This window comes from Amycolatopsis sp. NPDC102389 (genome assembly GCF_044765885.1).
Taxonomy (GTDB): Bacteria; Actinomycetota; Actinomycetes; order Mycobacteriales; family Pseudonocardiaceae; genus Amycolatopsis.
The window spans coordinates 1-25,113 of the sequence record NZ_JBIWKX010000052.1 but is presented as its reverse complement, the minus strand read 5'-3'; the positions used below and the strand labels follow the sequence as shown (position 1 = coordinate 25,113).

The 25,113-nt window shown below is 66.5% G+C and carries 16 protein-coding genes; 6 read left to right on the top strand and 10 right to left on the bottom strand.

Annotated features, from left to right (window positions below):
- Positions 1-191: 191 nt before the first annotated feature.
- Positions 192-1,445 carry a LuxR C-terminal-related transcriptional regulator gene (locus tag ACIRGA_RS32050; protein ID WP_400948095.1) on the top strand — a complete coding sequence of 418 codons (1,254 nt, stop codon included), beginning with the start codon at positions 192-194 and terminating at the stop codon, positions 1,443-1,445.
- A gap of 159 nt (positions 1,446-1,604) precedes the next feature.
- Here the strand turns inward: ACIRGA_RS32050 and ACIRGA_RS32045 are convergent, their stop codons facing one another.
- From ACIRGA_RS32045 to hutH, 4 genes are read right to left on the bottom strand one after another with little or no spacing between them, the layout of a single operon-like run.
- Positions 1,605-3,842 carry an SDR family NAD(P)-dependent oxidoreductase gene (locus tag ACIRGA_RS32045; protein ID WP_400948093.1) on the bottom strand — a complete coding sequence of 746 codons (2,238 nt, stop codon included), beginning with the start codon at positions 3,840-3,842 and terminating at the stop codon, positions 1,605-1,607.
- Between the two features lie 9 nt (positions 3,843-3,851).
- A complete protein-coding gene (locus ACIRGA_RS32040; RefSeq protein ID WP_400948090.1) occupies positions 3,852-4,526 on the bottom strand; it encodes an O-methyltransferase in 675 nt (224 codons plus the stop codon).
- Positions 4,523-5,341, bottom strand: a complete 819-nt coding sequence (locus ACIRGA_RS32035; RefSeq protein ID WP_400948087.1) for an L-tyrosine 3-hydroxylase — start codon at positions 5,339-5,341, stop codon at positions 4,523-4,525. Before ACIRGA_RS32035 ends, ACIRGA_RS32040 begins: the two co-directional genes overlap by 4 nt.
- Positions 5,338-6,807: a histidine ammonia-lyase gene (gene hutH, locus ACIRGA_RS32030; protein WP_400948085.1), complete on the bottom strand. Its 1,470-nt coding sequence runs from the start codon at positions 6,805-6,807 to the stop codon at positions 5,338-5,340. The genes ACIRGA_RS32035 and hutH overlap by 4 nt, the downstream gene beginning before the upstream one ends.
- Before the next feature lie 311 nt (positions 6,808-7,118).
- On the opposite strand from hutH, the gene ACIRGA_RS32025 reads away from it, so the two are divergent.
- Both ACIRGA_RS32025 and ACIRGA_RS32020 read left to right on the top strand, forming a co-directional pair.
- Positions 7,119-8,048 carry a hypothetical protein gene (locus ACIRGA_RS32025; RefSeq protein WP_400948082.1) on the top strand — a complete coding sequence of 310 codons (930 nt, stop codon included), beginning with the start codon at positions 7,119-7,121 and terminating at the stop codon, positions 8,046-8,048.
- Positions 8,049-8,276: 228 nt separating this feature from the next.
- Positions 8,277-9,554, top strand: a complete 1,278-nt coding sequence (locus ACIRGA_RS32020) for a sedoheptulose 7-phosphate cyclase (protein WP_400948079.1) — start codon at positions 8,277-8,279, stop codon at positions 9,552-9,554.
- A gap of 18 nt (positions 9,555-9,572) precedes the next feature.
- Here ACIRGA_RS32020 and ACIRGA_RS32015 read toward each other — a convergent pair whose 3' ends face one another.
- Positions 9,573-10,388, bottom strand: a complete 816-nt coding sequence (locus tag ACIRGA_RS32015) for an SDR family NAD(P)-dependent oxidoreductase (protein WP_400948076.1) — start codon at positions 10,386-10,388, stop codon at positions 9,573-9,575.
- A 94-nt stretch (positions 10,389-10,482) separates the two neighbouring features.
- Here ACIRGA_RS32015 and ACIRGA_RS32010 point away from each other — a divergent pair, with 94 nt between their 5' ends.
- Together ACIRGA_RS32010 and ACIRGA_RS32005 are read left to right on the top strand one after the other, a co-directional pair.
- Complete coding sequence (locus ACIRGA_RS32010) at positions 10,483-11,652, top strand: M24 family metallopeptidase (protein ID WP_400948074.1); 1,170 nt, start codon at positions 10,483-10,485, stop codon at positions 11,650-11,652.
- A complete protein-coding gene (locus ACIRGA_RS32005) occupies positions 11,649-12,407 on the top strand; it encodes an HpcH/HpaI aldolase/citrate lyase family protein (protein ID WP_400948071.1) in 759 nt (252 codons plus the stop codon). Before ACIRGA_RS32010 ends, ACIRGA_RS32005 begins: the two co-directional genes overlap by 4 nt.
- 32 nt (positions 12,408-12,439) lie before the next feature.
- Here ACIRGA_RS32005 and ACIRGA_RS32000 read toward each other — a convergent pair whose 3' ends face one another.
- Together ACIRGA_RS32000 and ACIRGA_RS31995 are read right to left on the bottom strand one after the other, a co-directional pair.
- Complete coding sequence (locus ACIRGA_RS32000) at positions 12,440-12,832, bottom strand: hypothetical protein (RefSeq protein WP_400948069.1); 393 nt, start codon at positions 12,830-12,832, stop codon at positions 12,440-12,442.
- 657 nt (positions 12,833-13,489) lie between these two features.
- On the bottom strand, positions 13,490-15,253 hold the full coding sequence (locus ACIRGA_RS31995) for a hypothetical protein (RefSeq protein WP_400948066.1): 1,764 nt from the start codon (positions 15,251-15,253) through the stop codon (positions 13,490-13,492).
- Between the two features lie 256 nt (positions 15,254-15,509).
- On the opposite strand from ACIRGA_RS31995, the gene eccCa reads away from it, so the two are divergent.
- Positions 15,510-19,496: a type VII secretion protein EccCa gene (eccCa, locus tag ACIRGA_RS31990; protein WP_400948063.1), complete on the top strand. Its 3,987-nt coding sequence runs from the start codon at positions 15,510-15,512 to the stop codon at positions 19,494-19,496.
- 143 nt (positions 19,497-19,639) lie between these two features.
- Here the strand turns inward: eccCa and mycP are convergent, their stop codons facing one another.
- The 3 genes from mycP to ACIRGA_RS31975 form a co-directional block, all read right to left on the bottom strand.
- Positions 19,640-20,878, bottom strand: coding sequence for a type VII secretion-associated serine protease mycosin (gene mycP / locus ACIRGA_RS31985; RefSeq protein ID WP_400948061.1), 1,239 nt, complete (start codon positions 20,876-20,878; stop codon positions 19,640-19,642).
- Between the two features lie 132 nt (positions 20,879-21,010).
- The gene (locus ACIRGA_RS31980) at positions 21,011-21,142 is read right to left on the bottom strand and encodes a hypothetical protein (RefSeq protein WP_400948058.1); all 132 of its coding nucleotides are present in this window, start codon (positions 21,140-21,142) and stop codon (positions 21,011-21,013) included.
- 569 nt (positions 21,143-21,711) lie between these two features.
- Positions 21,712-24,987, bottom strand: coding sequence for a hypothetical protein (locus ACIRGA_RS31975; protein ID WP_400948055.1), 3,276 nt, complete (start codon positions 24,985-24,987; stop codon positions 21,712-21,714).
- Positions 24,988-25,113: the final 126 nt, after the last annotated feature.

Below are 25,113 nucleotides of genomic sequence, written 5' to 3'. Positions count from 1 at the left end.
CCCTAAGGCCATAGGTGGGTCCACCTCGATGAGCGGTAGCCGCGTTCGGTGACGAAGTCCTCGCGCGGATTCACCACCGGGGCGGCTGTCGTCGACAACTCGGCCCCGCAAACCCCTTGATAGTCACCCGAGTGGGTGAACCACGCTATCCACGCTCGTGGACAATGACGGGCGAGGGACAGGAGGGCCGGATGAAGTTGACCAACGTGGAACCCGACGCAACTCAGCCGGTCTTGGAATCCGAGTTCATCGGGCCTCAGTGGCCGGAATCGCATCCGGGGTGCCAAGCGTCGGCGGCACTGGCGATGCTTTCACGGGGCACCGACCGCCTGGCGACCGCGGCGCAGGCCGAACTCGTGTTCACCGACGAAGTGTGTTCGTGGAATCCGAGCTGCCTATGGCATGGAGTGACGATTCTTCTGCGGACCGGTGAGCTCGAAAGCGCGGACGCACAGCTATGGAAGCTGGAGCGCGATTCTGACGGCAGGTTCACCGATCACGTCGCGCTGATGCGGGCTGAGCACGCGAAGCATGCCGGGGACCTTGCGGGTTCGCGGACCGCCTTGGCGCGACTCGCCACCACGGCACATCCTGCTTGCCTGCGGGATCTGGCTGGCCCCCTCTATATCGAAGCGCTGGTCGCGATCAATGACGCAGACCAGGCCGACCAGGCCCTGCGAAGGCAAGACTTCGACCGGCTTCTGCGGAAGTGGCCGACAATGCGCCCGTTGGTGCTGGTGGTGCGTGGCTGGCTTCATCTGATCGCGGGCAGGACCGACGACGCTTACCGGGATTTGAGTGCGTCTTCGCGACTTCCCGGCACGGAGGTCGCGGCTACTTTTTCGGTCGCGCGCCGCAAGGGGTTGCTGGCACTGACGGCCGCCGCCGGCGGACAGCTTGACACCGCCGTCGCCGCGGCGACGCAGGAGTACGAGGCCGCGACGGCGTGGCGGTCACCGGAACATGTGGCGTGGGGGCTGTATGTCCTCGAGATGATCGAGGATTCCGAACGGCCGTCCGAACGGCTCAGGGACGCCGTCGATCTGCTGGAGGTCGCCCGGTCCCCGGTCGGGATCGCGACCGTCTGTTACGAGCAGGGCAAGAGACTTCTGGACTCCGGCCAGCATCAAGCGGGCAAGGATCAACTCCTTCGAGCCGCACGATCAGCTCGGTGGATCGGCGATGTGACGTTGACGAAACAGATCGAGAAGCTGCTTCACGAACTCACCACTCCCGTACAGCGGACGAGGTTGACCTCGCAGGAGCTGAGGATCGCCACAATGGCGCAGCACGGGTACAGCAACAAACAGATAGCGGACCGCCTGGTGCTCGCCGTGCGTACGATCGAGTTCCACCTTTCCAACGTGTACCGCAAACTCGGAATTTCCGGGCGCCGCGCTCTCGCCAACACGGCCCTGCCACCTCGCCCGGTTCGAGAGTGGTGAACGTACCCGCAGGTTGCGAAGAGGGGGCTTTCGCCGAACCCATGGTCGAGATGCGTCGCGAAACCGCGCAAGTCGCCCAAACTGGGCACATCAGTCCCGAAAAGGTCCCTATGGACAGTCAAGACTTTGCCGTGATCCCTCGATACGATCGCGGACGATCTACTGGCGAACCGGCCGAGAACGCAAGACTGAGCCCACGTCCTCGACGCCTACATAGCGGCCGCTCAGGTGATCCGCCGCTCCGGTCACGACGGCGACCAGCGCTTCGGTCGCGACCTCGGCGGAGGTGAAATGTCCGGCCTCACGGGCTTTCAGTGTCCACGCGAGGATCTCGTCCTCCCAGCGGGTACCCGTCCGGCCTCGATCCAAGTGAGCTCTGGTGATGCCGGTGTCCACCAAGCCCGGATCGAACGCCACCGCGACCCTGCCGGTTTCGCCGAACTCGCCCGCCAGGCTGGCGGTCAACGAGATCAAGGCCGCTTTCGACGCCGCATAGGCGCTCGCGTTCGGCCAGCCGACCAGGCCCGCCCGGCTCACCACGTTCACCACCCGCCCGGTGAGCGCGGGCAATACGGCACTGGTCACGGCCGCCGCGCCGAACAGGTTGACTTCGACCGTGCGCCGCCACTCCCGCTCGCTGACCGTCCACAAGGGACCGACCGGGCCGGGGACGCCCGCGTTGTTGACCAGGACGTCGAGGCCACCTGACGCCTCGATCGCTTGAGCGATCCCGCGAGTCACGGAGGTCTCGTCGGTGACGTCGAGCGTCACGTGCGTCGCGGTTCCCCCTGCTTGCCGGATCTCCAGGACGGTCTTGGCCAGAGCGCCCTCGTCGCGGCCCGCGACGACCACGTTCGCACCCGTGGCGCCCAGCGCGGTGGCGAACATCTGCCCGAGCCCGCGTCCTCCGCCGGTGACCAGCACGCGCAGGGCCGGTGGCCGTACCCGTTTGCCGGTCGAGGAACGCGGGATGGCGGCCACCCGCTCGATCGCCCGCACACGTTTGTGCGGCGCGACCCGCTCGGCGACGTACGCGGTGATCTCCGCGAGCGGGACGGTCTCGTCGAGGACGACGAACGCCTTCGGGATCTCCCCGGCGATCGGGTCGGGCACTCCCCCGACGTGGGCTTCGGATACGGCGGGGTGGCTCGTCACCACCTCTTCCAGTTCGACGGGTGACACCTGGTGTCCCTTGTACTTGATCAGGGCTTTCGCCCGCCCGGTGATCCGCAGGAAACCGTCCGTGTCCCGGGCCACCAGGTCACCGGTGCGCAGCCAGCCGTCCGCGTCCGCCGAGGCCAGGGCGATCTGAGGGCCGCGGAGCCAGAGTTCGCCGGACTCGGTTCCGTCCTCGGAGCCGGAGCCGAGGAACTTGATCTCCGTCCCGGGAACCAGCAGGCCGGTGGATCCCGGTGGCACCTCGACCCCGTCCGGGCTGAAGCTCACGCAACCCGCTTCGGTCATCCCGAAGCCCTGCACCACCGGTACGCCGAGGACTTCGGAACACCGGTCGCCGTCCGTCGTGGGAAGCGGCGCGCCACCCGAGACGATCATCCGCAGCGACGGGAGCGGCCGCCCGGTCTTCCCCAGTTCGGTGATGACACTGGGCACCAGATAGGACAGGGTGACGCCATGTTCGGTCACGTCGCGGAGGAAGTCTTCGGCCGAGAACGGGGTGGCCCCGATCACCAGGGTCGCCCCCGCCCGCAGCGCCGGGTTCATCGCCATCTGCATGCCGTACACGTGCCGCAGCGGCGGGACCGACAGCACCACGTCATCGCCGTGCACCCGGTGCAGGTAGTCGATCTGACCGAGGTTCGAGGTCAGGTTGCGATGGGTCACCGGAACGAGCTTCGGCGCGCCTTCCGTGCCACTGGAACTCATCAGCACCGCGGTGCGATCGCCCCCGGCCGGGTGCGTCAGCCGCGGCTCGACCGCGACGGCGTCTTCCCACGCGGTACCACCCGGCGTGACCGCCCCGACGCAGACGACCGGCAGCGCGGACTCCGGCGGCCCCAAGGCCGTCTCGGCGATCAGCGCCTTCGCGCCTCCGGTGCCGATCGTGGACCGCCAGCGGTCGGCGGTGTCCCGAGGGTCGAGCGCGAGCACCACCCCGCCCGCCGCCAGGATCCCGTGGTAGGCCACCACGAACTCGGCGCTGTTCTCGGTCAGCACGGCCACGACGTCGTCGTCGGCGATCCCGTTCTGCCGCAACCAGGTCGCGAGTCCCGCGACGGCCGCGTTCACCTGCTCATAGGTCCATTCGCGGTGGATACCCCGGGAAAGGTCCATCACCGCGAGATGATCGCCACTCGCGGCGGTGGAGAGCAGGACGTACTCGTGGAGATTCACCCCGGCCGGCACTTCCCACGCCGCGGTCTGCTGTGTTGTTTCCACGGACCGACCTCAGTTCTTCTTGCGCGCCAGGGTCAATCCGTCCGCGACGGTGAGCATGACCGATTCGACGCGATCGTCACGCAGCACGTGCTCGTTGAACTCGCGGATCGCGCGTGCGTTGCCTTCGGCGTCGGGCGAAGCCGCCTCACCCGCGTAGAGCACGTTGTCGGCCACGATGAGGCCGTTCGGCTTGATCCTCGGCACGAGCGCTTCCCAGTAACCGATGTAGCCGACCTTGTCGGCGTCGATGAACGCGAAATCCACGAAAGGCTCGTCGGGAAGCGTCCCGAGGGTCTCCGCCGCGGGCCCGAAGACGCTTTCCACCCGATCGGCCACGCCGGCCTTGGTCCAGGCGTTCGAGGCGATCTCCTGCCAGCGGTCGGTGACGTCACAGGTGATCACCTTGCCGTCCGGGCCGACCCCCTCGGCCAGTGCGAGCGTCGAGTATCCGGTGAAGGTGCCCACCTCGACGACGACGCGTGCCCCGGTGAGCCTCGCCAGCAAGGTCAGCAGGGCGCCCTGCTCCGGCGGCACCTGCATCTCCGCCACTCCGCCCAGCGCGAGTGTGGCGTCGATCAGCTCCTGCTGCACGTCGGTGAACGGCGGAAGCTGGCCACGCATGTACTCGAGCACCTCCGGGGTCAGCAGAACCGCCTTCTCCGGCAGTGTTTCCGTATTCGTCATGCGTTGACTCCTTCCAAGAGGGTCGCTTCGGCGATCGATACGACGCGGCCGATGTGCGCAGGCAGGTCTTCTTGGAAACGGTTCACCGCTTCCCGCTTGTAGAACTCCCGAACCGGGCGCACGCGCAGGTCCGCGAGTGTCGCCGCCACCCTGGCTCGCAACGCGGCGGCGAATCCGCGCGCGCAGTTCGGGGCCCGGTCCAACAGGAAGAAGTCGTCGAGGATGTCCTGTTCTTCCGCGGTGGGCGCCTGATGGACGTCGTGGCCGGCGTCGCGGAGGAGCGACCCGCCCGTGGGTACAAGCCGGTGGGCCACCGTCATATGCACAAGGCGGTTGAACTTCATCGCCTCTTTCAGCGCAGAACCAGGAGCTGGGACCACTTCGGCGAGTTGCGCGTTGATGTGGCGGTAGTCGCGCGCCCACATGCCGCTCATCGCCGGGTGACGCGCGGCCATCCGCGGCCGGACCACTGTGGCGTAGACGTCGCGTGTGCAACTCCCCGAGTAGAGCAGCAACGCCGAGTAGGCGTCGAACAGGGCCGCGGCCTCGTCGAGGTCGCGGCGGTCGAGCGCCGAGGACAGCAGCCGCCACGTAACGAAGGACCCCTGATGTCCCAACACCCAGCGGTACCACGCAAATTCAGCTTCCGACTGGACCGGCGGCGGTGGCACGGGACGGAGGTTCAGCCTCTCCGCGCACGGGGCGTGGCACTGCCGCGGCCGCGCTCCGTCCTGAATCTCTTCTTCCGCCGAGCACGGGGAGAGGTGTTCCCGCGGCAACGGAACGACGATCCGCGGGATCACCAGGGCGGTCACAAACTCGCCTCTCGTACGTAGTTGTCGAGCACGTCCGCGGCGATCCGGATGTCCTCGTCGAGCGGCCGATCCCGGGTTATCGGGGCGATCCGCTCGGACAACGCCGCCACCAGGCCAGTGCACCGCGACGCGGTCGAACCGCGGTCGTCGAGATGTGCGGCCTGCCGCACCGCGACCCCGAGGGCTCCGTGCAGCAGGCGCAGCATGCGGGCTTGCTCGTAAGCGGTCAACGCCGCCTGGGTGCCGAACGGCACCACATCCTGGTTGTGCAGGTTGGTCGGGACGCTCTGCATCGCCGCCGGCGTGCAGGCCCGGCGCATCGCCACGACGAGCGACGTCGACATCACCTGCAGCCCCTGGATCGCGTGCTGCCGCCCCGGCTCGGCGGCGAGCATCGGCGGTCGTCCACCGTTGCGCCCGGGATCCACCAGCATGTCGATCTGACGTTCCGCCAGGTTGCCGACCTGGGTCACGGCGGAGGAGAGCAGATCGGAGGCGAAGGCAGACGGCTGGCCGAAGAAGTTGCCACCGTGGGCGACGAGGTCCTCGTCCGGGAAGAACAACGGGTTGTCGCTGACTCCTCGCAGATCCTGCGAGACGGTCTGGGCCGACCACTCGATCGCCGAACGCGCGGCTCCCAGCAGCTGTGGCGTGCACCGGATGCTGTAGGGCTCCTGCAGGGGCCGGTCGATGGACGGCGTCGTGCCTTCCAGCCACCACGCCAATTCCCGCCCGGTGGTGGCGACATCGGGATGGCCGAACGCCTTCAGCAAGGAGGGCGCCAAGAAGGCGGGTGTGGCGCCGAGCAGGTCGGAAAGGACCGCCGTCAGCGCGATCGCGACCTGGAGGGAACGCTGTGCGGACAGCGCCGCCAGACCGGCGGCGGCCGTGGTCACCGACGTGCCGTTGACCAGAGCCAGCGCGTCCCGGCCGTCGAGTTGCAACGGGGTGAGCCCGGCGGCGCCGAGTGCGTCCCGGGCGGGCATCCGCTCGCCGTCGACGTAGGCGTGCCCGACACCGCGCAGGCTCTGGACCGCATGAGCGAGTGGCACGAGGTCCCCGCTTGCCCCGACCGAACCCCAGGTCGGGATGGCGGGGGCGAAACCCGTGGAAAGCATCCGGCAGAGAGCGTCCACTGTGGCTACCGACACACCGGACAAGCCCTGCGCCAGCGACCGGGCACGCACGAGCATCGCCGCCCGCGCAATGGGGATCGGCAGGTCGGCGCCCTGTCCGACGGTGAGGTGCTGCAGGACGTTGTCGCACTGCTCGGTGGTGCTGTCCCGCCCTTCGAAGATCACGAGAGGGCCGAACCCTGTGGTGGCGCCGTAGACGGGCCTCCCGTCGCCGCTGAGGACGTGCTCGACGAAATCACGGCCGCGCTTGATGCTCGCGATGGCGTTGTCCGACAACTCGACCTCCGTCGGACGGCCGACGAGGTCCAATCGCCCCAAATCGAAGGGCACCGAAGGGTCAAGAACCGTGGTTGCGATTTCGGTCGGGCTCATCAGATCAGTCGCCCCTACTCTCGGAGTGGTGTCTGGCTAGATCCTCTGCCTGCGCACCCCGCCTGGGCACATATCCATGCACTTCGTCCAACGCGATTGCCCGAATGTCCAGGCGCGGAGCGACCTGGTGGTGAGGCATTATCGGAAACCCGCTGTGCCACGTGAACCGGTGTTCCAGTTCGTGGAATCGATGTTGCGGGTCGTTCCTCTCGGTCCTTACCTTCGGCTTCGCCGAGCAAGGCGCTCGTATACGTATCGAGAGGGCTTCCGTGAACATCGCACTCGTAACCTCCAGTGCTTTTCCCGGCAAGGACTGGTCCGATCGGGACACTCCACTGCTGCGAGCCGCCTTGGAAGAACAAGGCTGCGCCACGCAGGTCCTCAGCTGGGACGAATCCCCTGGCATCGACTGGACGGCGTTCGACGTGGTCGCCGTCCAGTCCCCGTGGAACATGTGGCTCAAACTCGCGGAATTCCGGGAATGGGTGGAATCCCTGCACCGCCAGGGTGTGCGGTTGGCCAACCAATACCCGATCATCGTGGGCGGAATGAGCAAGGAATACCTTCCCCAGGTCGAGCAGCACGGTGCCAAGACCATCCCGACCACCGTGGTCCGGCCGGGGGAAGGTATCGGTGCGATCGCGGCGGAGACGCTCGCCCGCGCGGGACGCGACTTCGGCGAGCAAGCCGTCGTCGTCAAACCCATCTCGTCCGGAGGGACGCTCGGCGCCGCCCGGGTCACCGAGGAGCGCGAACTCGTCGCCAAGCTCGCGGCCTTCGATCAGGCCGGGGTGACCGCTTGCGTCCAGCCCTATGTCTCCACGATCGATTCGCTGGGAGAGAACGGGATCATCATGATCGAGGGCGAGTTCTCTCACGCCATCACCAAAGACGCCATCCTCGCGCCGGGGCGCGCCGGAACACAGTTCCATCCGAACGCTCGCGCGGGCTACGCCGAACACGGCGAGGATCTCGCCGACATCCACGCCACCTACGACGCCTACCTGAAGACCGTTCCGGTCCACCCGGTCTCGGTACGGCTCGACTTCCTCCGCCACCCCGTCACCGGCAGGCTGCTGCTCCTGGAAATCGAATCGGTGGCACCCGTGAAGTTCTTCCACCTCTACCCGGCCGCGGCGGCCCGCTATGCCCGGTCCCTGATCGCCGTGACCGCCAGGTCCCCTCTCGTCCGGCGCTGACCGGACGATCCGCCCCGCCCCTCCTGACACCTGGGCAGGCCGAAGCCGCGACCGACGGGGTATCCAAAGGCAGTAACACTCGACAATAACAAGTCCGTGTTCCGCCACGTGGAATCACGAATTGCGATGTCTTGTTCAGTTTGCCTAACTTGATCTTATCAAGCGCCGTGACCAGAAGGGCGGCGAGCCGGAGCACTCGACCGCGGCCCAGTCAAGAAGAAAGGGCGAATGATGCCCAAGTTGACGAATTCGCACCACCGGCCGGAAGACGAGGGTGCGCCGAACGCGGTCGCGCCGCCCGCACCGAGGAAACCGACCACGGCCGCGAAGGTCACCCCGACGGCGGGAATCTCCTCCTGGTATGTCAAGGCCTCGCAACCTGTCGACTACGAGATCCGGTCCTGTCACCGCGTTTTCGATCCGAACCGCACCGATCTCCTTGATGCGGGCAGCTCAGGTGAAAGCCGGGCGCAGCGCCGCTTCGTGGTGGTGGACGAAACCGTCGACAGGTTGTACGGGGCCGAGCTACGGCGGTACCTGGACCACCACGGGGTCACTTACGAGATCATGGTGATCCAGTCAGGTGAGGTGCGCAAGGAGATCGACGTCGTACTGCGCTTTGTGGAGCGGCTCGACGCCTTCGGAATCGATCGCAGGCGCGAGCCGGTCATCGTCGTGGGTGGCGGTGTCGTGATGGACATCGCAGGGCTCGCCGCCAGCCTCTACCGACGCGGGACGCCCTTTGTCAGAGTCCCGACGACCCTGGTCGGTTTGGTCGACGCCGGGGTCGGAGTGAAGACCGGAGTGAATTTCAACGGTCACAAGAACCAGCTCGGTACCTATTCGGCGGCGGCGCTCACCTTGCTCGACCGGCGATTTCTCTCCACACTGAATCGGCGTCACATCAGCAATGGGCTCGCCGAGATCTTGAAGGTCGGACTGATCAAGGACGAAGCGCTTTTCGACCTTCTCGAGCAGCACGGCAAGCTCGTCCTGGACGAGAACTTCCAAGGGCGGTCACCGGAGGGGGACGCGGCCGCCACCGCCATCCTGGAGGCCGCGATCAGCGGCATGCTGGAGGAGCTCGAACCGAATCTGTGGGAAGAGACGCTGGAACGCAGCATGGACTACGGGCACACCTTCAGTCCCGCGGTCGAGATGCTCGGTCTTCCTTCGATGCTGCACGGTGAAGCCGTCTGTCTCGACATGGCGCTGAGCACCGCGCTCGCCTGCCGGCGCGGACTCGTGGACGAGGACGAATGCGCCCGCGTGTTCGCGGTGATGTCCGACCTCGAGCTTCCGACTTGGAGCCCTTTGCACACGCCCGAGGTGCTGGGGCGCGCGCTACACGCGACGGTCCGGCGGCGCGACGGGCAGCAGCGGTTGCCACTGCCCGTCGGCATCGGAAAGGCCTTGTTCGTCAACGACGTCTCCGACGAGGAACTGGCCACGGCCATCGATCTCCAACGGGAGATGGCCCTTCGTGGTTCCATGGAAGCCGCGTGACGCACGGCGAGGCATGGCCTACCACAACGTCTGACCGCCCTCGATCGCGAGATTGTGTCCCGTCATGTAGTCGGATACCTCACTCGCCAGGTAAACTACGGCGCCCTGCAGGTCGGCGACCTCACCCAACCGGCCGGCCGGGATGTTCGAAATCCATTCGTCCACCAAGGGAGCCAGCGCCTCGGACTCTTCGATCAAGGCGGTCCTGATGATTCCCGGTGAAATGCAGTTAACCCGGATTCCACGGTCTGCCCATTCGGCGGCCAGCGTCTTGGTCAGGCTGACCACCGCTCCCTTGGAAACGTTGTACGACACCTGCTTCTGGGGGTGAGGGACGATCAGTGACGCCATCGATGCCGTGTTGATGATCTTTCCGTACCCGTTCGGGAACATCGCCTTCGCTTCGTGCTGGCACGCGATGAACACCCCCCTCAGGTTGAGGTTGTGCACCATGTCCCATTCGTCGAGCGTCGTCTCCTCGGCCGCGGAATTGAGATTGATCCCCGCGTTGTTCACCGCGATGTCCAACCGGCCGAACGTCTCCATCGTGGTGCGCACAAAGCCTTCGATGGAACGTTCGTCGGCGGCATCCGCGTGGATCGGGACCGCTTCCACCCCCGATTTCAGCAGCTCATCGGCGACCTCCGCCGCACGGTCCGCGCTGAGGTCGACGACCGCCACCTTGGCACCCGCTTCCCCCAGGGCATGGGCGAAAGCGCGGCCGATGCCCTGCCCGGCTCCGGTCACCACGGCGACCCTGCCGGTCAACCGGAACCGGTCCATGATCGACCGAGTGACAGGAGTGGCCTGCGCGCCGCCGGAGAACTCGTTCATGTCTGCGCTCGATTCTTGCCCGAAGGGGAACTCACCAGTCGGAACTATACTGACCTTGTCCGCCTTTTGACAGGTAATTGATGCAAGGAGTGTCATGGACCTACCTTTCGACCAGAGCCGCATGGACGCCCTTATGGAAAAGTCCGGCGCCGATGTGGTGATCGCGACCACTCGATTCTCCCTCCAGCATCTGCTCGGTGGGTACCGGTACTTCTTCTTCGCCAACCTCGACGCGATCGGCGTGTCGCGGTACCTTCCCGCGCTCGTTTACTTCAAGGGCGCCGCCGAGAAGTCCTTTTACGTCGGCTGCGGGAACGAGGAATGGGGAACCTCCGTTTTCCCGCTGTGGGTTCCCGACGTGCGGAATCTGTCGTGGTCGAGCGTGGACACGGCGCACGCGATCGCCGACGGGTTGCGAGAGCGCGGTCTGGAGTACACGACCATCGCCGTGGAGAAGGCCTTTCTCCCCGTCGACGCGGGAGAGGTACTGCGCGCCGAGCTGCCAGGAGCGACCTTCGTCGACGCACATCCGGTCCTCGAAGGTGTACGCGCGATCAAATCCCCTCAAGAACTCGAACTGGTGCGAACCGCCTCGGTCGGTATCATCGAATCCATGGCGGCCACCTTCGCCGCGTCCCGTCCCGGCGAAACGAAAATCGAGATAGTCGAGCGGTTCCGTCGGGAACAGACCGATCGAGGGCTGGTTTTCGACTACTGCTTGGTGTCGTGCGGCAGCGAGTTCAATCGCGCGCCTTCGTCAAGGGTGTGGCAAGAAGGAGAAGCGCTGTCACTCGATTCCGGCGGTATGTACCAGGGATATATCGGCGATCTGGCTCGTATGGCGGTGGCGGGCGAACCGACCGGTTTGATGCGCGACCTGCTGGCCGAGGTCGAATCGGTGCAACAGAGTGTGCGCGCCGCGGTGACGCCCGGCCGCCGAGGCGGGGATATCTTCGCCTTGGCCGACAAAGCGCTGGCCGGCTGCCCCCACGCGGATGAGATGTTCTTCGTGGGCCACGGCATGGGCCTCATCACCCACGAAGCCCCTCGATTGACCGGCACGGGACCGGTGCCCTACCCCGCGGATCACGAGGAAGCCCCGCTCGAGGTCGGTATGGTCCTGTCCCTGGAGACGACCCTGTCCAATCCCGAGGTCGGCATCGTGAAGCTGGAGGACACACTCATCGTGACGGATGACGGATGGGAAGCACCCGGAGACGACGCCCGCGGTTGGAATCAGCCGCTGTCAGGCGGCACCCAGTGAGCTTGCGGGCCCGAATCGTCGACGGTGTTCCACTTCTCGGCCTGATCCTCAAGATCCCTTCTCATTCCGTGGTGGAACTGGCCGGGCTTCTGGGTTTCGACTTCGTGCTGCTCGACACCGAGCACGCGTCCGCCGAGACGGTCGAGGTGGAGCATCACGTCAGGGCGGGCGACGCGGCCGGCATCCCTGTACTGGTACGCGTCGCCGGCAACGAGCCCGCCTCGGCGCTGCACGCACTGGACGCCGGCGCGGCGGGAATCGTCGTGCCCCACGTGTCGAGTGTCGCGGAGGCAGAGGCAGCGGTCCGCGCCGCGCATTATCCGCCCCTGGGAACTCGCAGCCTCGCGGTGAGCACCCGAGCAGGCCGCCACGGCACCTCCGGTCTCGAGCAGCACCTGGCCAAGGCCGCCCGCGAAACCGTCGTCGTGGTTCAGGCCGAAGACCGGCATTCCGTCGAGAACTGCGCCGCGATCGCCACGACCGAGGGCGTCGACGCCGTCTGGATCGGCTCCACCGACTTGTCGCTCTCACTGGGCGTACCAGGGAATTTCGCCCACGCCGACTATCTGTCGGCCGTCGATCGGATAGCCGAGGCGGTCGGATCCGCGCCACGGTGTTCGTTGTTCGCCCTGGTGGACCATCCCGGCAAGATCGAGGAATGGCGGACGCGAGGCGCCGGCGTCCTCCTCTTCAACTACAACACCGTGGTGGTGAACGGTTTGCGCGACATCGTGGAGCACGCCCGGAAACAGTGAGCCGAGCGGACGGCCTCCAGCTGCAAGGCTCCTCACCGCTCCCGAGAGGCGGAATGCAGAACCCGTGCCGCACTGTCCAGCGTGGTGGGCCAGGCATTGGTGATGACCTCCCACGCCCACCGCACGGGCACCCGTTCGGCCAGCAGCAGAACCGGCGGATTTCCCCAACGGGTAGCCACGACGGTACCTTCAGGCGCCGAGTCGCCGGAGCCCGCGACGTCGCTGGGAAGGAAGTCCAGGATGTACTTGTGGCCGCTGACGGTCAGGTCGTCCCACAACCCGGAGGCGGCGCAGGTGAAGCTGCGTGACCCTCCTCGGACGTCGCCGTGATACGGCATCCGTGCCTGGGGATACGCGATGTTGTAGTCGTCGATGGTTTCGAATACCGCGAACGGCACGCTCTTCTCCCACTGCACCACGATCATGGGACCGAGCATAAGAAAATCTCGTGACGCCGGGCTGTGCGCCGCGTGCGATCTGCCCTAAGTGGACACACGCCATATCCGAAATACCCCGGTCCGGGACTCTCAAGGTCAAGGTCCCCGGCAAGGTCGGCGGGCTATCGGGCTCGACAATGCAGGGATTGGGACGGTGAGTGTCCTGATTTCCCGCATCGTCGGACGGGTCGCCCGCACCAGCGGGTAACCAAAGACGAGTCCGTGAGAACCCGAAACGCCGCTCACGACTCACCTGACCGGCGGCTATGCGACTTTGCTTGGCCCCTGACTCTCAGGGATGCCTTCACGGACTTTCCTGTGCAGTCCGAGGAGCCTCCCCCGGCTCTTGACTGTCCATAAGGGACGTGTCGTGTCTCGGGTGAGGCGGGAGCTGGGTGACGCGACACCGCCCTCGCGAGTCACGCCTTACCGAAGTACGTGAAGGCCCCCTTCCTTGCGCTAGACGCAAGGAAGGGGGCCTTCACGTACTTCACGACCGGCCGCCGAGGTCACAGCCGCCCCACCGTCACCAAGGCCCTACCTCGGCTCAACCGACCTGCAAGATCGCGACCTTGCCGGGATCTTGCTCTCAAGGTAGGAAACGAGTACTTCACGGAGCAAGGCCGCATCCCCGCTCTCGACCCGTTACTCGGGAGCCCGGTCCTCGTCTTTCTCGTCGGAGCGTCCCAGCACGGAGTCCACCATCTCCATGGCCCTCTTCTTCGCGTCGTCGAGATCGCCCGCCCGCGGCGGCGGTGCCGCCGCAGGACGGCCCAGGACCTGATGTGCGTTACCGGAACCCTCCCAGACCTTGGGGTCGACGCCGAGCAAGCCTGCCGGTTGCCGTTCGTTGTCGGTGTCGTGGCCTCCGCTGACTCCGCCACCGAGCATCGGCGACATGAATCCGCCACCGCCGCCGTGCATGGCTTCCCCTGGCATCCGGGGGGAACCGGTCCCGCCCGGAACCACCGGCGGAATTCCGTGAGTGGCACTGGCGTCGAAGCCGCCGGTGACGGGCCGGAACGCGGGTGAAGCGGGCAGTGCGCCCGGCAAGGAGGTCTCTCCTCCCACCGGCGCGACCACCGGCGCGACGACCGGCTGCGCCGGCGTGCCCAGCGACATCGGCGTGGCATTGCCGGGAAGCCCGGCTCCGGAACCGTGCGGGAGCGGAGGTACTTCGAGGGCTTCGACCGGAGGTGTCACGGCTTCAGGCTGCACGGCCGGCTCGGCGGGTGCGGGTGCTCCGGCGGTCGCGGTCGGCGAAGGCACCGTCGAGGTGGCCGGAGCGACGGCGGGAGCCGGGGCTTTGCTCTCGACCGGTTGGGGAGCGGCGGGAGTCGTGGGTGAAGAGTCCTTCGCGGACACCGTCGACACCGACGGGGCAGACTCGTCGGCATCGGCGGTGAGATCAGTCTTGAGGGCGGCGTCCCCGGAGGACGTGAGATCCGCTTTCGGGGCCTCCGGTGTCAACTGCGGCTCGTCCGGCTCCGTGGTCGCGCTTTCGTCCTCGCACCCGTCCTTCTGCTTTTGCTTCTTTTTGCGTTCCGGCTCCCGCGACCCGTCCTGCCCTCCCGGAACCCGGCCCAGCACCGCGACGACGGCCCCGTTCTGTTGACCGTCAACGGTTCCTTCATCCACGTGAGGCTCGGTGACCGATGTTCCCTTGCCCAGTACAGCGGACGTCACGGTTTCGCTCCGCCCCTGGGGCGTATCGCCCAGTAACCCGGCCCAGACGTCACCCTGCCGACCGGGTTGCCCTTGCGCCATCGGACCGCCCAACGGCACCAAGGCCGCGGCGGGCATGATGCCGCCACTGTGGCTTTCCGTCACGTCGCCATACCGACCGTCCCCCGCCGGGGGCTGGACTGTGCCCGTCGCCGGGGTCGCCCCGTCGGAAGCGGTCGAGTTCGTCGCCGGCCCCTGGCCGTTCATCGGGATCTCGGTTTCGGCACCGGGGAACGGCGTGATGGCCGACCCGATCTCCTGGTAGGCGATACCGAGTTCGTTCACCACCTGACGCGCGGCCGGGAGATCACTTTCCCGTTTCTGCGCCTGGAGGTCGCGGATACGTTGCTGCGCGAGGGCCAGCGCGTCACCGGCCCGCCGGAGCGTGGCACCGTAACCTGGGCTGGCCATGGCCTGGATCACCGTGTTGCCGAGCGTCGAGACGTTACGGACGACGTCGGCGAAGGAATCGGCACCCTCGCCTCGCCAGGCGTCCCACAGCTCGCGCGTCCCGCGCGCGAGGTTGTCCTGCACCTGCTCGAACTGCGCCATGGCCGTGTCGAAAGCCTGCGCACGCCCGTAGAAGGAATCCGGGCTGACCTCGTTGACCAGCTGGGCCAGCTGCTCGAAGGTCAGCACTTCGATTCCCGGGTCCACGATCGGTACCGGTTCGGACGCCGTCACGGATCAGCCCCTTGTTCAGCACATGTTTCAGGTCGACCGGAGGGACCGGTCGTCTGGTCCTACCATCCGAAATGGACGGTAGCTTCGCCGCGTTCGTTGTGCGATGCTGTGTTCGCTCTTCTTCAGGTGACAGGCCCTTCCGTCCAGGTCCAGGCCCTTGTCCCGGCGTCCACGCTAACCACGGCCGCGCCGCGGGCGGCCCACGCCGGACCGAGATCCCCGAGAACGGGGAGAACCACTCACCAAGGGAGAGCCTGTGAGCACCACGTTGTTCGCCCGGCGCGCGCGGCGGCCCAAACCGCCCGCCCCCGAGATCGAAACCGAGCTTCAGCCGCCCCCTGGCGTGCCCGAAGACACCGGGGGCGGCATCAGCAGCGTCCTGATGTACGCACCCATGGCACTGGGTTCGCTCGCCATGGTGATGATGTTCGTCCGCCCCGGCGCCGGCGCCTTCGCCTATATCGGCGGTGGCCTCATGGTGCTGTCCGCCCTGGGCATGCTCGTCACGCAGATGCTGCGGAACTCGGTCACGCACAAGCAGAAACTGAACGGGCACCGGCGCGACTACATCCGCTACCTCGGCCAGCTGCGTAAGCAGGCCCGCGACGCACTGCGCGCTCAGCGAAAAGCGGCCCGCTGGATCCACCCGGATCCGCACGCGCTCTGGTCGATGGCGCTGGGTTACCGGCTGTGGGAGCGACGCCCCGCGCACGACGACTTCGGGGAGATCAGGCTCGGCCTCGGCACCCAGCGTTCGACGTTCAAGCTGGTCCCGCCGGACAGCCAGCCGATCGAAGACCTCGAACCGCTCACGGCACACGCTCTGCGCCGGTTCATGCGGGCGTACAACACGCTCCCGGACGCGCCGATCGCGGTCTACCTGCGTGGTTTCGGGCAGATCCAGTTCTCCGGCGACGACGAATCCGTTCTCGGACTGACGCGGGCGATCCTCGCCCAGCTGGCCACCGCGCACGCTCCCGGTGACGTGCGCGTCGCGGTCTGCGCCTCCGAGGAACACATGGACCGGTGGGACTGGCTCAAATGGCTCCCCCACCACCAGGACCTCGAAAGCCGTGACGCCGCTGGAGCCCGGCGGCTCGCCGCCGACGACATCACGCAGGCCGAATTGCTGCTCGGCGGTCCTTCGTTCACCGGGCGGCCGCGGTTCGAGGCCGACACGCCGATCACCGCGTCCGAGCCGTTCGTCGTCCTCGTCCTCGACGGCGCCTCGGTGCCCGCCGACCACCGGGCCGCCGATGAGGGTTATCGCAACACCGTGGTCCTGGACGTGTCCGGGTCGCTCCCCTGGCAGCAGCGGGCGGGTGCGTTGTTCCTGGAGGTCGATGAGGACGAGGTCCGGACCGTCTCCTTCGACCGGGTGGGCAAGCAGCAGACCGCCCGGCTCTGCCGTCCCGACCGGATGAGCGTGACCGCCGCGAACGCCCTCGCCAGGACGATGGCCCAGTTCCGCATCGGCGAGGTTTCCGAAGACGACGAGCCGCTAGCCGTCGACTACGACCTGGCCACCCTGCTCGGCATCGGCGACGTCGCCACCTTCGACCCGGTGAAGTACCGACGCGACCGGATGACCGGGAAACGGCGGCTGCGGGTACCGATCGGCATCGCCGGGGCGGGCTCACCACTCGAACTCGACATCAAGGAATCGGCAGAAGACGGTATGGGGCCGCATGGGTTGTGCGTCGGCGCCACCGGCTCCGGCAAGAGCGAACTGCTGCGCACCCTGGTGCTCGCCCTGGCCACCACACATTCCCCGGAAGACCTGAACTTCGTGCTGGTGGACTTCAAGGGTGGCGCGGCCTTCCTCGGTTTCGACCAGCTGCCGCACACCTCCGCGGTGATCACCAACCTCGCCGAAGAGCTCGAACTGGTCGACCGGATGCAGGACGCCCTGACCGGTGAGATGAACCGGCGCCAGGAACATCTACGTGCGGCAGGCAACTACGCCTCCCGGCGGGACTACGAGGCCGCCCGCGCCCAAGGTGTGCCGCTCGAGCCGATGCCTTCGCTGTTCATCGTGGTGGACGAGTTCAGTGAGATGCTTTCGAGCAAGCCCGAGTTCATCGACGTGTTCGCCATGATCGGCAGGCTCGGCCGCAGCCTCGGGGTGCATCTGCTGCTCGCGTCGCAGCGCCTGGACGAAGGCCGGATCCACAAGGTCGAGACGCATCTGTCCTACCGGATCGGTCTCCGGACCTTCTCCGCGATGGAGAGCCGCAGCGTCATCGGCGTGCCGGACGCCTACGAACTGCCCAACAGCCCGGGCAACGGCTATCTCCGGCCGGACACCCAGACGCTGGTGCGCTTCAAGGGCGCGTTCTCCTCGGCGCCCTACCGGCCGAAGCGGCGGCAGAGCGGGCTCGCCGTCGAGCAGCACATCGTCGCGTTCGGACAGCGGTACATCGAGCCGCCGGCCACACCGGAGCCCGAGCCTGTCGAAGACCCCCAGGCCAACGAGGCCACCGAGACCATGATCGACGTGCTGATCGGCAGGCTGCGAGGTATCGGGCCGCGGGCGCACCAGGTCTGGCTGCCGCCGCTGAAGACGTCGGCGACCCTGGACCAGCTGCTGCCCCCGCTGGTGGACCACCCGACGTACGGGCCGCGCCCGGTCGGTGAACTGAACACCGCCAACATGACCGTGCCCGTCGGGCTCATCGACCTGCCCGCGCAGCAACGGCGTGAGCTGCTGATCGCCGACCTGTCGGGGAGCAAGGGCAACGCGGCGGTGGTCGGCGGTCCGCAGAGCGGCAAGAGCACGATGCTACGCACACTGATCTGCGGGCTCGCGCTCACCCACACCGCCGAGCAGGTCCAGTTCTACTGCCTGGACTTCGGCGGGACGCTCTCGTCGCTCGCGGCGATGCCGCATATCGGCAGCATCGCCAACCGGCTCGACCGCGACCGGGTCACCCGCACGGTCCTGGAGATCACCAACCTGATGGCGCGGCGCGAGTCCATCTTCGCCGAGCACAACGTCGACTCGATGGTCAGCTACCGCCGAGCCCGTGCCGAGGGCCGCTTCCGTGACCTCGACCCCTACGGCGACGTCTTCCTCGTGGTCGACGGCTGGTACACGATCCGCCAGGACTTCGAAGAGATCGAGGAGAAGTTCACCGAGCTGGCGGCACGAGGACTGAGTTTCGGCATCCATCTCGTCGTCGCGTCCAACCGGTGGTCGGAAATGCGGCCATGGCTCCGGGACGTCATGGGTACGCGGTTCGAGCTCAAACTCGGCGACCCCGTCGACTCCGAGATCAACAGCCGGTTCGCCGCGACCGTGCCGTCGATCCCCGGCCGCGGTATCACCCCGGACCGGCTGCACTTCCTCGCCGCCCTCCCCCGGATCGACGGCGACTCCCGCACGGACGATCTCGCCGAGGCGACGGTGGAGCTCGCCGAAGCGCTCGCGCCCCCCGGCGCACCCCGAGCACCGAAGGTCCGGCTCCTGCCTCAGACCCTCCACACACGGGAACTGCCGGCGCCGCACGCGCCGTCGGCGGCGGCGGAGATGCGCATGGCGCTCGGCCTCGAGGACCAGCACCTCGAACCGGAGTGGCACGACTTCGACATCACGCCGCACCTGCTGATCTACGGCGACGCCGAATCGGGCAAGACCAACATCCTCAAGCACATCGCGCGATCGATCGTGGCACACCACAGCAGCGATGAAGCCCGGATCATGTTCGGCGACTTCCGCCGCGAGCTGCGGGATTCGATCCCGGCCGAGTACCAGCTGGAATACGCCGTGGGCGCCGAAGCACTCACGAAATCGATCGCCGGTGCGGCGTCCGTCATCGAGAAACGCATTCCCGGTCCGGAAATCAGCCCGAGCAGGCTCCCGTTGCGCGACTGGTGGTCGGGTGGGCGGCTCTACATTATCATCGACGACTTCGAGCTGTCGGAATCCGCCGGAAGCGCCGGTCCGCTGCAGGGCCTGATTCCGGTGCTCGCCCAGGCCGCCGACGTCGGCGTGCACATCATCCTCGCGCGCAGCACCGCGGGGGCCAGCCGCTCGATGAGCAACCCGGCGATCCGGCGCATGTGGGAACTGGGCACACCGGCGCTGCTGCTGTCCTGCCCGAAGACCGAAGGGGCTTTCCTGGGCAACCTCCGGCCCCGGGTACTTCCGCCGGGGCGCGCGCAGTTCATCAACCGGCGCCGTTCGGTCCGGCTGGTCCAGACACCGCTGGTGGAGGACGATTTACAGCCTCCGGCCGGCTGATCCGAGCCTCCAACGCTCCGGTCGGAGGCCGCGGGAGACCTTCCAGTCTCTCGCGCGCGTGGAGGCCCCCTTTCCTCGGCCCAGCCGGGGAAAGGGGGCCTCCACGCGCGTTCAACTCATCGAAGGTCCGTGAGCAGGTGCCCTCAAGTGCGGCCGGAGAACTCGACCACCCGGGCTCGCTTCCAGCGGCGGCGCCTCGCGCCCAAGCACAGGCGGAACACCAGCAGTCCGATCAACGCGAGGACCGGCACCGAGATCGCGGCCGTGACCGCGACGACCTCGCCGGGGCCATCGGGCCGGACGGGCACCGGCAAGGGTGCCGGCTCAGCCGCGACGACGGGCGCCGCGGTACCGGATTCCTCGGGCAGCAACGTCGTCACGGCGGCCATCGCGTTGACCGTGCCCCAGCCCAGTTGCGCGTCGGGCAGAGCAGCCGCCGGATGGTCAGCGGTGGCTTCCAGCCGGTACTTGACCTGCTCGGCCGACAGCCGCGGACGGTAGGCGCGTACGAGCGCGGCGACGCCCGCGACGAACGGCGCGGCGTAGCTGGTGCCACTTCCCACCCAGTGCCCGGCACCACCGGGGCCGACGCTGGTGACCCCGACGCCGGGAGCAACCAGGGAAAGGAACTTCCCGGTCTGGGAGAAGTCCGCCTTCTTGCCCGTGATGTCGATCGCGCCGACGGCGATGACGGTGGGATAGGAAGCGGGATAGGTGATCGGGTCGCCTTGCTGGGCGGTGTTCGCCGCGGAGGCGACCACCACGACGTCGCGCTGCGCGGCGTACCGGACAGCGTCCGCGAGCTCCTCGTCGGGAGTGTCGGTGCTGGCCGAGATGTTGATCACCCGGGCTCCACCGTCGACGGCGGCGCGGAGGCCCTTGGCCATCTCCGTCGCGGTCAGGACCGGCGGCGAGCCGTCCGCCGTGGTGATCGCACAACGAATCGGGAGGATGGTGGCTTCGGGCGCGACACCGGCGAACCCGGTCCCTGGCCGGACGGCGGCACCGATGATTCCGGCAACGAAAGTGCCGTGCCCGAAACAGTCGTCGTTCGCGGGTTTGCGCTCCGGAGTGGTGACATCGACACCGGGTTTCACACGTCCATCGGACAGCTGCGGCGTACTCCCGTCGACACCGGTGTCGACCACTCCCACAGTGACGCCGGCCCCCTTGGTAAGCGCCCAGACCCGGTCCACGGCCATCCGCTGCTGAGCCCAGGGAACCCCGGGCTCGGTGTTCGCGGGTGCCGGGAGGCACCCCTTTTGCTGGGCGGGCAAGGGGACAGGCATCTCTTGCGCCGCAGCAGGCGACGAAGCCCATACCAGGCCCGCGACCAGCGTGATCATCAGAACGCCTTGGCGGCCTGCCTTCCCGTTGCCCATCAGATGTCCTCCCGAGTCCGCTTGCCCCGCACCGGCCCGACGGCCTACGGGTCCAGTGCACAGTCGACCAGACCGGACTCAACGAAATCTCTATGGCCAGAGTCCGAAGGTTGCTCACGCATCGTCTTCCAGTTACGGCTTAACGATTTTCCGGTCCCTGAAGATGTCGAGATAGAGAGGGCCGTAGTCGATCGCGATGATGCCATAAGGATTTACGGCCGGGTCGAACTCGTTACCCAATGCCACGGCCACCGAAATCATCATCGGCGTAAGTTTGCCCTGATTATTTGGCATATATACACTTTGAAAGGAACGTAAATCGCGCTGCAACGTTGTTCGTCGTCGGCGATCTCACCGGGTTGGAGCACTGTGTTCGCGAAGGGAATGGCGTTCACGGTTCCCTCGGCGGACATCGTTCCACACGGACATCTTGCCACCGGAGCGATACGGTAGGCGCCGACCTAGTAGCTCTTGGCGGTCTGGGACCACTCCTCGACCGCCCACCGGGCGTTTGCGACCCGGATCAGCTCATCATCGTCCGTTCCCGTGGGGCGCAACATAAGCAGTAAGCAAGTTCGGGTTCACCCTTGCTCTTAGATGTCAGGGATCGGCGCACCAATAGCCATCGTGCCCAGCCTGACGGGGTGGTGTCCTCGCACACCGGTAACGAGGCGACCGCCCAGTTGAGCAGCCGTGGCCCTTCGCGCTCTCGCCGCAACTGCGTTCTTTTCAGGTGTCAGTCAACACAAGACCGACAGGCCACCCGGCCCACAATCACGACGTGCTGCCGTTTACCAATTCCTTGATTCGGGCACCAGGGTCGATGTCCAGGATTATCCGGGTTCCTCTTTGACGACTACTGAAAGACCACTGAAGAACTCGTGACTGTACTCGGCCCAGAGTACATGGTGCGGATTATCGGAGGAGTCGTACGCGTTATCCAGTACGATCAGCGCGATAACCATGTCTTCCACATCTTTGCCGCGTTTGTTCGGAATTGTGATTTTAAAGGGGATGAGCAGCGAATTGACCGCAGCGTGATTGATCTCCGGAGGATAAGCATCCGGAGCGGTCGGCGCGTTCACGAAACCGACGGAGTTGGTCATCCCTTCCCCGGCGATATGGGTGATGTTCGCACCCCTTGAACGCGTGGCGAAAGTATAGTGCGGGGCCTGCCGGTATTTCTCTTTCCACTCTTCCTGAGAACCAGGCGTTCTCAACGACGCCCCCAGATACAAACCCTTCACGTCGATTCTGCTCCCCGCCAGAGCAGGGTTCCCAGGCAAGGCCGCCTCGGCGTCGCTCAGCTGCACCCCTAGCTCTTTCCCGTTGGCCAGCCCCTGATCATGATTCAGAACATGCTCCGGCAAAACCGGGCCAACCACGAGCCGAGGAGACAGCAACGATTTGCGCAGGACCAACCGCTTCAGCTCCTCCGCCACCTTTATGCCCAGGAATTGTTGCACGGCAGACATCTTCGTCGCCAGCTCCGCGGGCAATCGGGGATCGTCGGGGTCCTCGGCGATACCTCTGAGCATCGCCATACCCTCCGCCATCTTGGCGGTGATCCGATCGACGCCTCTTTTCACCGCGGGGTGCACATCACCGTTGTCATCGGCGTAGGGCTCGTCGGCCCGGCTCGGATCACGGCGATCACGCAAGGGGAACAGGTCATCCATGCCCGCGAACGGTTCAACCCGGTGCCTCACAGCCCGCACCATGTACGTTTCCTCGCCGACCTCGAGCCCGGACTCGCCCCACACGGTTTCCTCCCTGCCCTGGTCAAGGACCCGCCGCGCACTCTCAGCGCCAGCCGGAACGCTCCCGCTGACCTCGTCGGCGGGGGCCACGCCCGCGTCGTGCCCCCGGACGCGCACACGATCTTCCAGATCTCTGCCCCTGGCCGGTTCACCGGCGCCGGACTGTCCACCGGGCATCATGTCCTGTGGCGAAGCATCCACAACCGGCACTTCCATTTCCACGTCATGATCGCTTTCCTCGACACGCGCCCGCGATTTCTGCCGACCCAGCGCCATCGACGCCTGCGCCTCCGCACGAATTTCCGATGACACCGCGGACGAGCCGGGAGCAGCCTGCAACAACGACGCCGGAACCGAGAACAAATCCTCCCCGCCTGGAAGCAAGCCCGTCACCGGCCATCCGGAAACAAGCTCCATGAGGGCCGCGACGTCGTCTGAATCAATCCAGCCATCCTCCTCGACTCCTATCTCCAGCGCTTTCAGGAACCAGGCACGCACAAAGATCAACACCGTCCCCTGAAGAACGCCGTTCTCATCAGGTACCGGCGACACATCTTCAGGAAGCATGTGTTCATTCGCCACGAGGAACTCGAGCAACGTACTTGGCGCGCCCGGCGAAGAATCAGGCCACCACTCCATCACCCACTCCGGCACCAACGACAACGCTTCCTCCAAAGGCCGCCGCTGCAACTCGACACGCCCCGCGAACGCGGAACCACCACTCTCATCTGCCAACCGCCCCGTCTGAACGATCATCGGCCTGCCCCCACCGCCGAAAGACACCGAACCAAACCCACCCGGCACCCTCTCCTGCTGTCCTCCCCGCTGCCTCCGCACATCCGTGACCCAAGACCTGAGCGTGCTGTAGGCCAGGAGGTCGTGGCCGGCGGCAGCATGAATGTCCTTGATCGAATAGCGCCACCTGCCCAGCTCGTCTTTTTCCGTGGCCAGGGACTGCGCCCACTCCCGCAGCAATGCCGCGGAGGCATTGCTGAGCTTTCCGTCGGCCGTGTCGAAAGAGATCCCCGCGGGCATACGGTGGCTGTCCAGGTACTCGTGTAAAGTCCGCGGACCGGGCGCGCCTGGCAGCGGCGGCCGCCATCCCACCATCGCATCCCTCTCCAAGGCAGGCTTGCCGCCGGTGTCGGCGTCCTCCGCGCCCGGCACAAGCTCGCGCGCATCTGCGACCCAAGACCTGACCGTGCTGTAGACCAGCAGGTCGTGGCCGACGGCAGCATGAATGTCCTTGATCGAATAGCGCCACCCGCCCAGCTCGTCTTTTTCCGTGGCCAGGGACTGCGCCCACTCCCGCAGCAATGCCGCGGAGGCATTGCTGAGCTTTCCGCCGGCCGTGTCGAAAGAGATCCCCGCGGGCATACGGTGGCTGTCCAGGTACTCGTGTAAAGTCCGCGGACCGGGCGCGCCTGGCAGCGGCGGCCGCCATCCCACCACCGCATCCCTCTCCAAGACAGGCTTGCCACCGGTGTCGGCGTCCTCCGCGCCCCGCGCAAGCTCGCGCGCATCTGCGACCCAAGACCTGACCGTGCTGTAGACCAGCAGGTCCTGGCCGACGGCAGCATGAATGTCCTTTTTCGAATAGCGCCACCTGCCCAGCTCGTTCTTTTCCGTGGCCAGGGACTGCGCCCACTCCCGCAGCAATGCCGCGGAGGCATTGTTGATCTTTCCGCCGGCCGTGTCGAAAGAGATCCCCGCGGGCATACGGTGGCTGTCCAGGTACTCGTGTAAAGTCCGCGGACCGGGCGCGCCTGGCAGCGGCGGCCGCCATCCCACCATCGCATCCCTCTCCAAGGCAGGCTTGCCGCCGGTGTCGGCGTCCTGCGCGCCCCGCGCAAGCTCGCGCGCATCTGCGACCCAAACCCTGACCGTTCTCTCGCCCAGGAGGTCCTGGCCGGCGGCAACATGAATATCCTTGCCCGAATAGCGCCACCCGCCCAGCTCGTTCTTTTCCGTGGCAATAGAGTAAACCCACTCCCGCAGCAATGCCGCGGCCGCATTGTTGATCTTTCCGTTGGTCTTCTCGAAAGAGATCTTCTCGGACATACGGTGGCTGTCCAGGTACTCCTGTAAAGTCCGCGGACCGGGCGCGCCCGGCAGCGGCGGCCGCCATCCCACCACCGCATCCCTCTCCAAGACAGGTTTGCCACCGGTGTCGGCGTCCTCCGCGCCCCGCGCAAGCTCGCGCGCATCTGCGACCCAAACCCTGACCGTGCTGTAGACCAGCAGGTCCTGGCCGGCGGCAACATGAATATCCTTGATCGAATAGCGCCACCTGCCCAGCTCGTTCTTTTCCGTGGCAATAGAGTAAACCCACTCCCGCAGCAACACCATGGCGGCATTGCTGAGCTTTCCGCCGGCCGTGTCGAAAGAGATCCCCGCGGGCATACGGTGGCTGTCCAGGTACTCCTGTAAAGTCCGCGGACCGGGCGCGCCCGGCAGCGGCGGCCGCCATCCCAC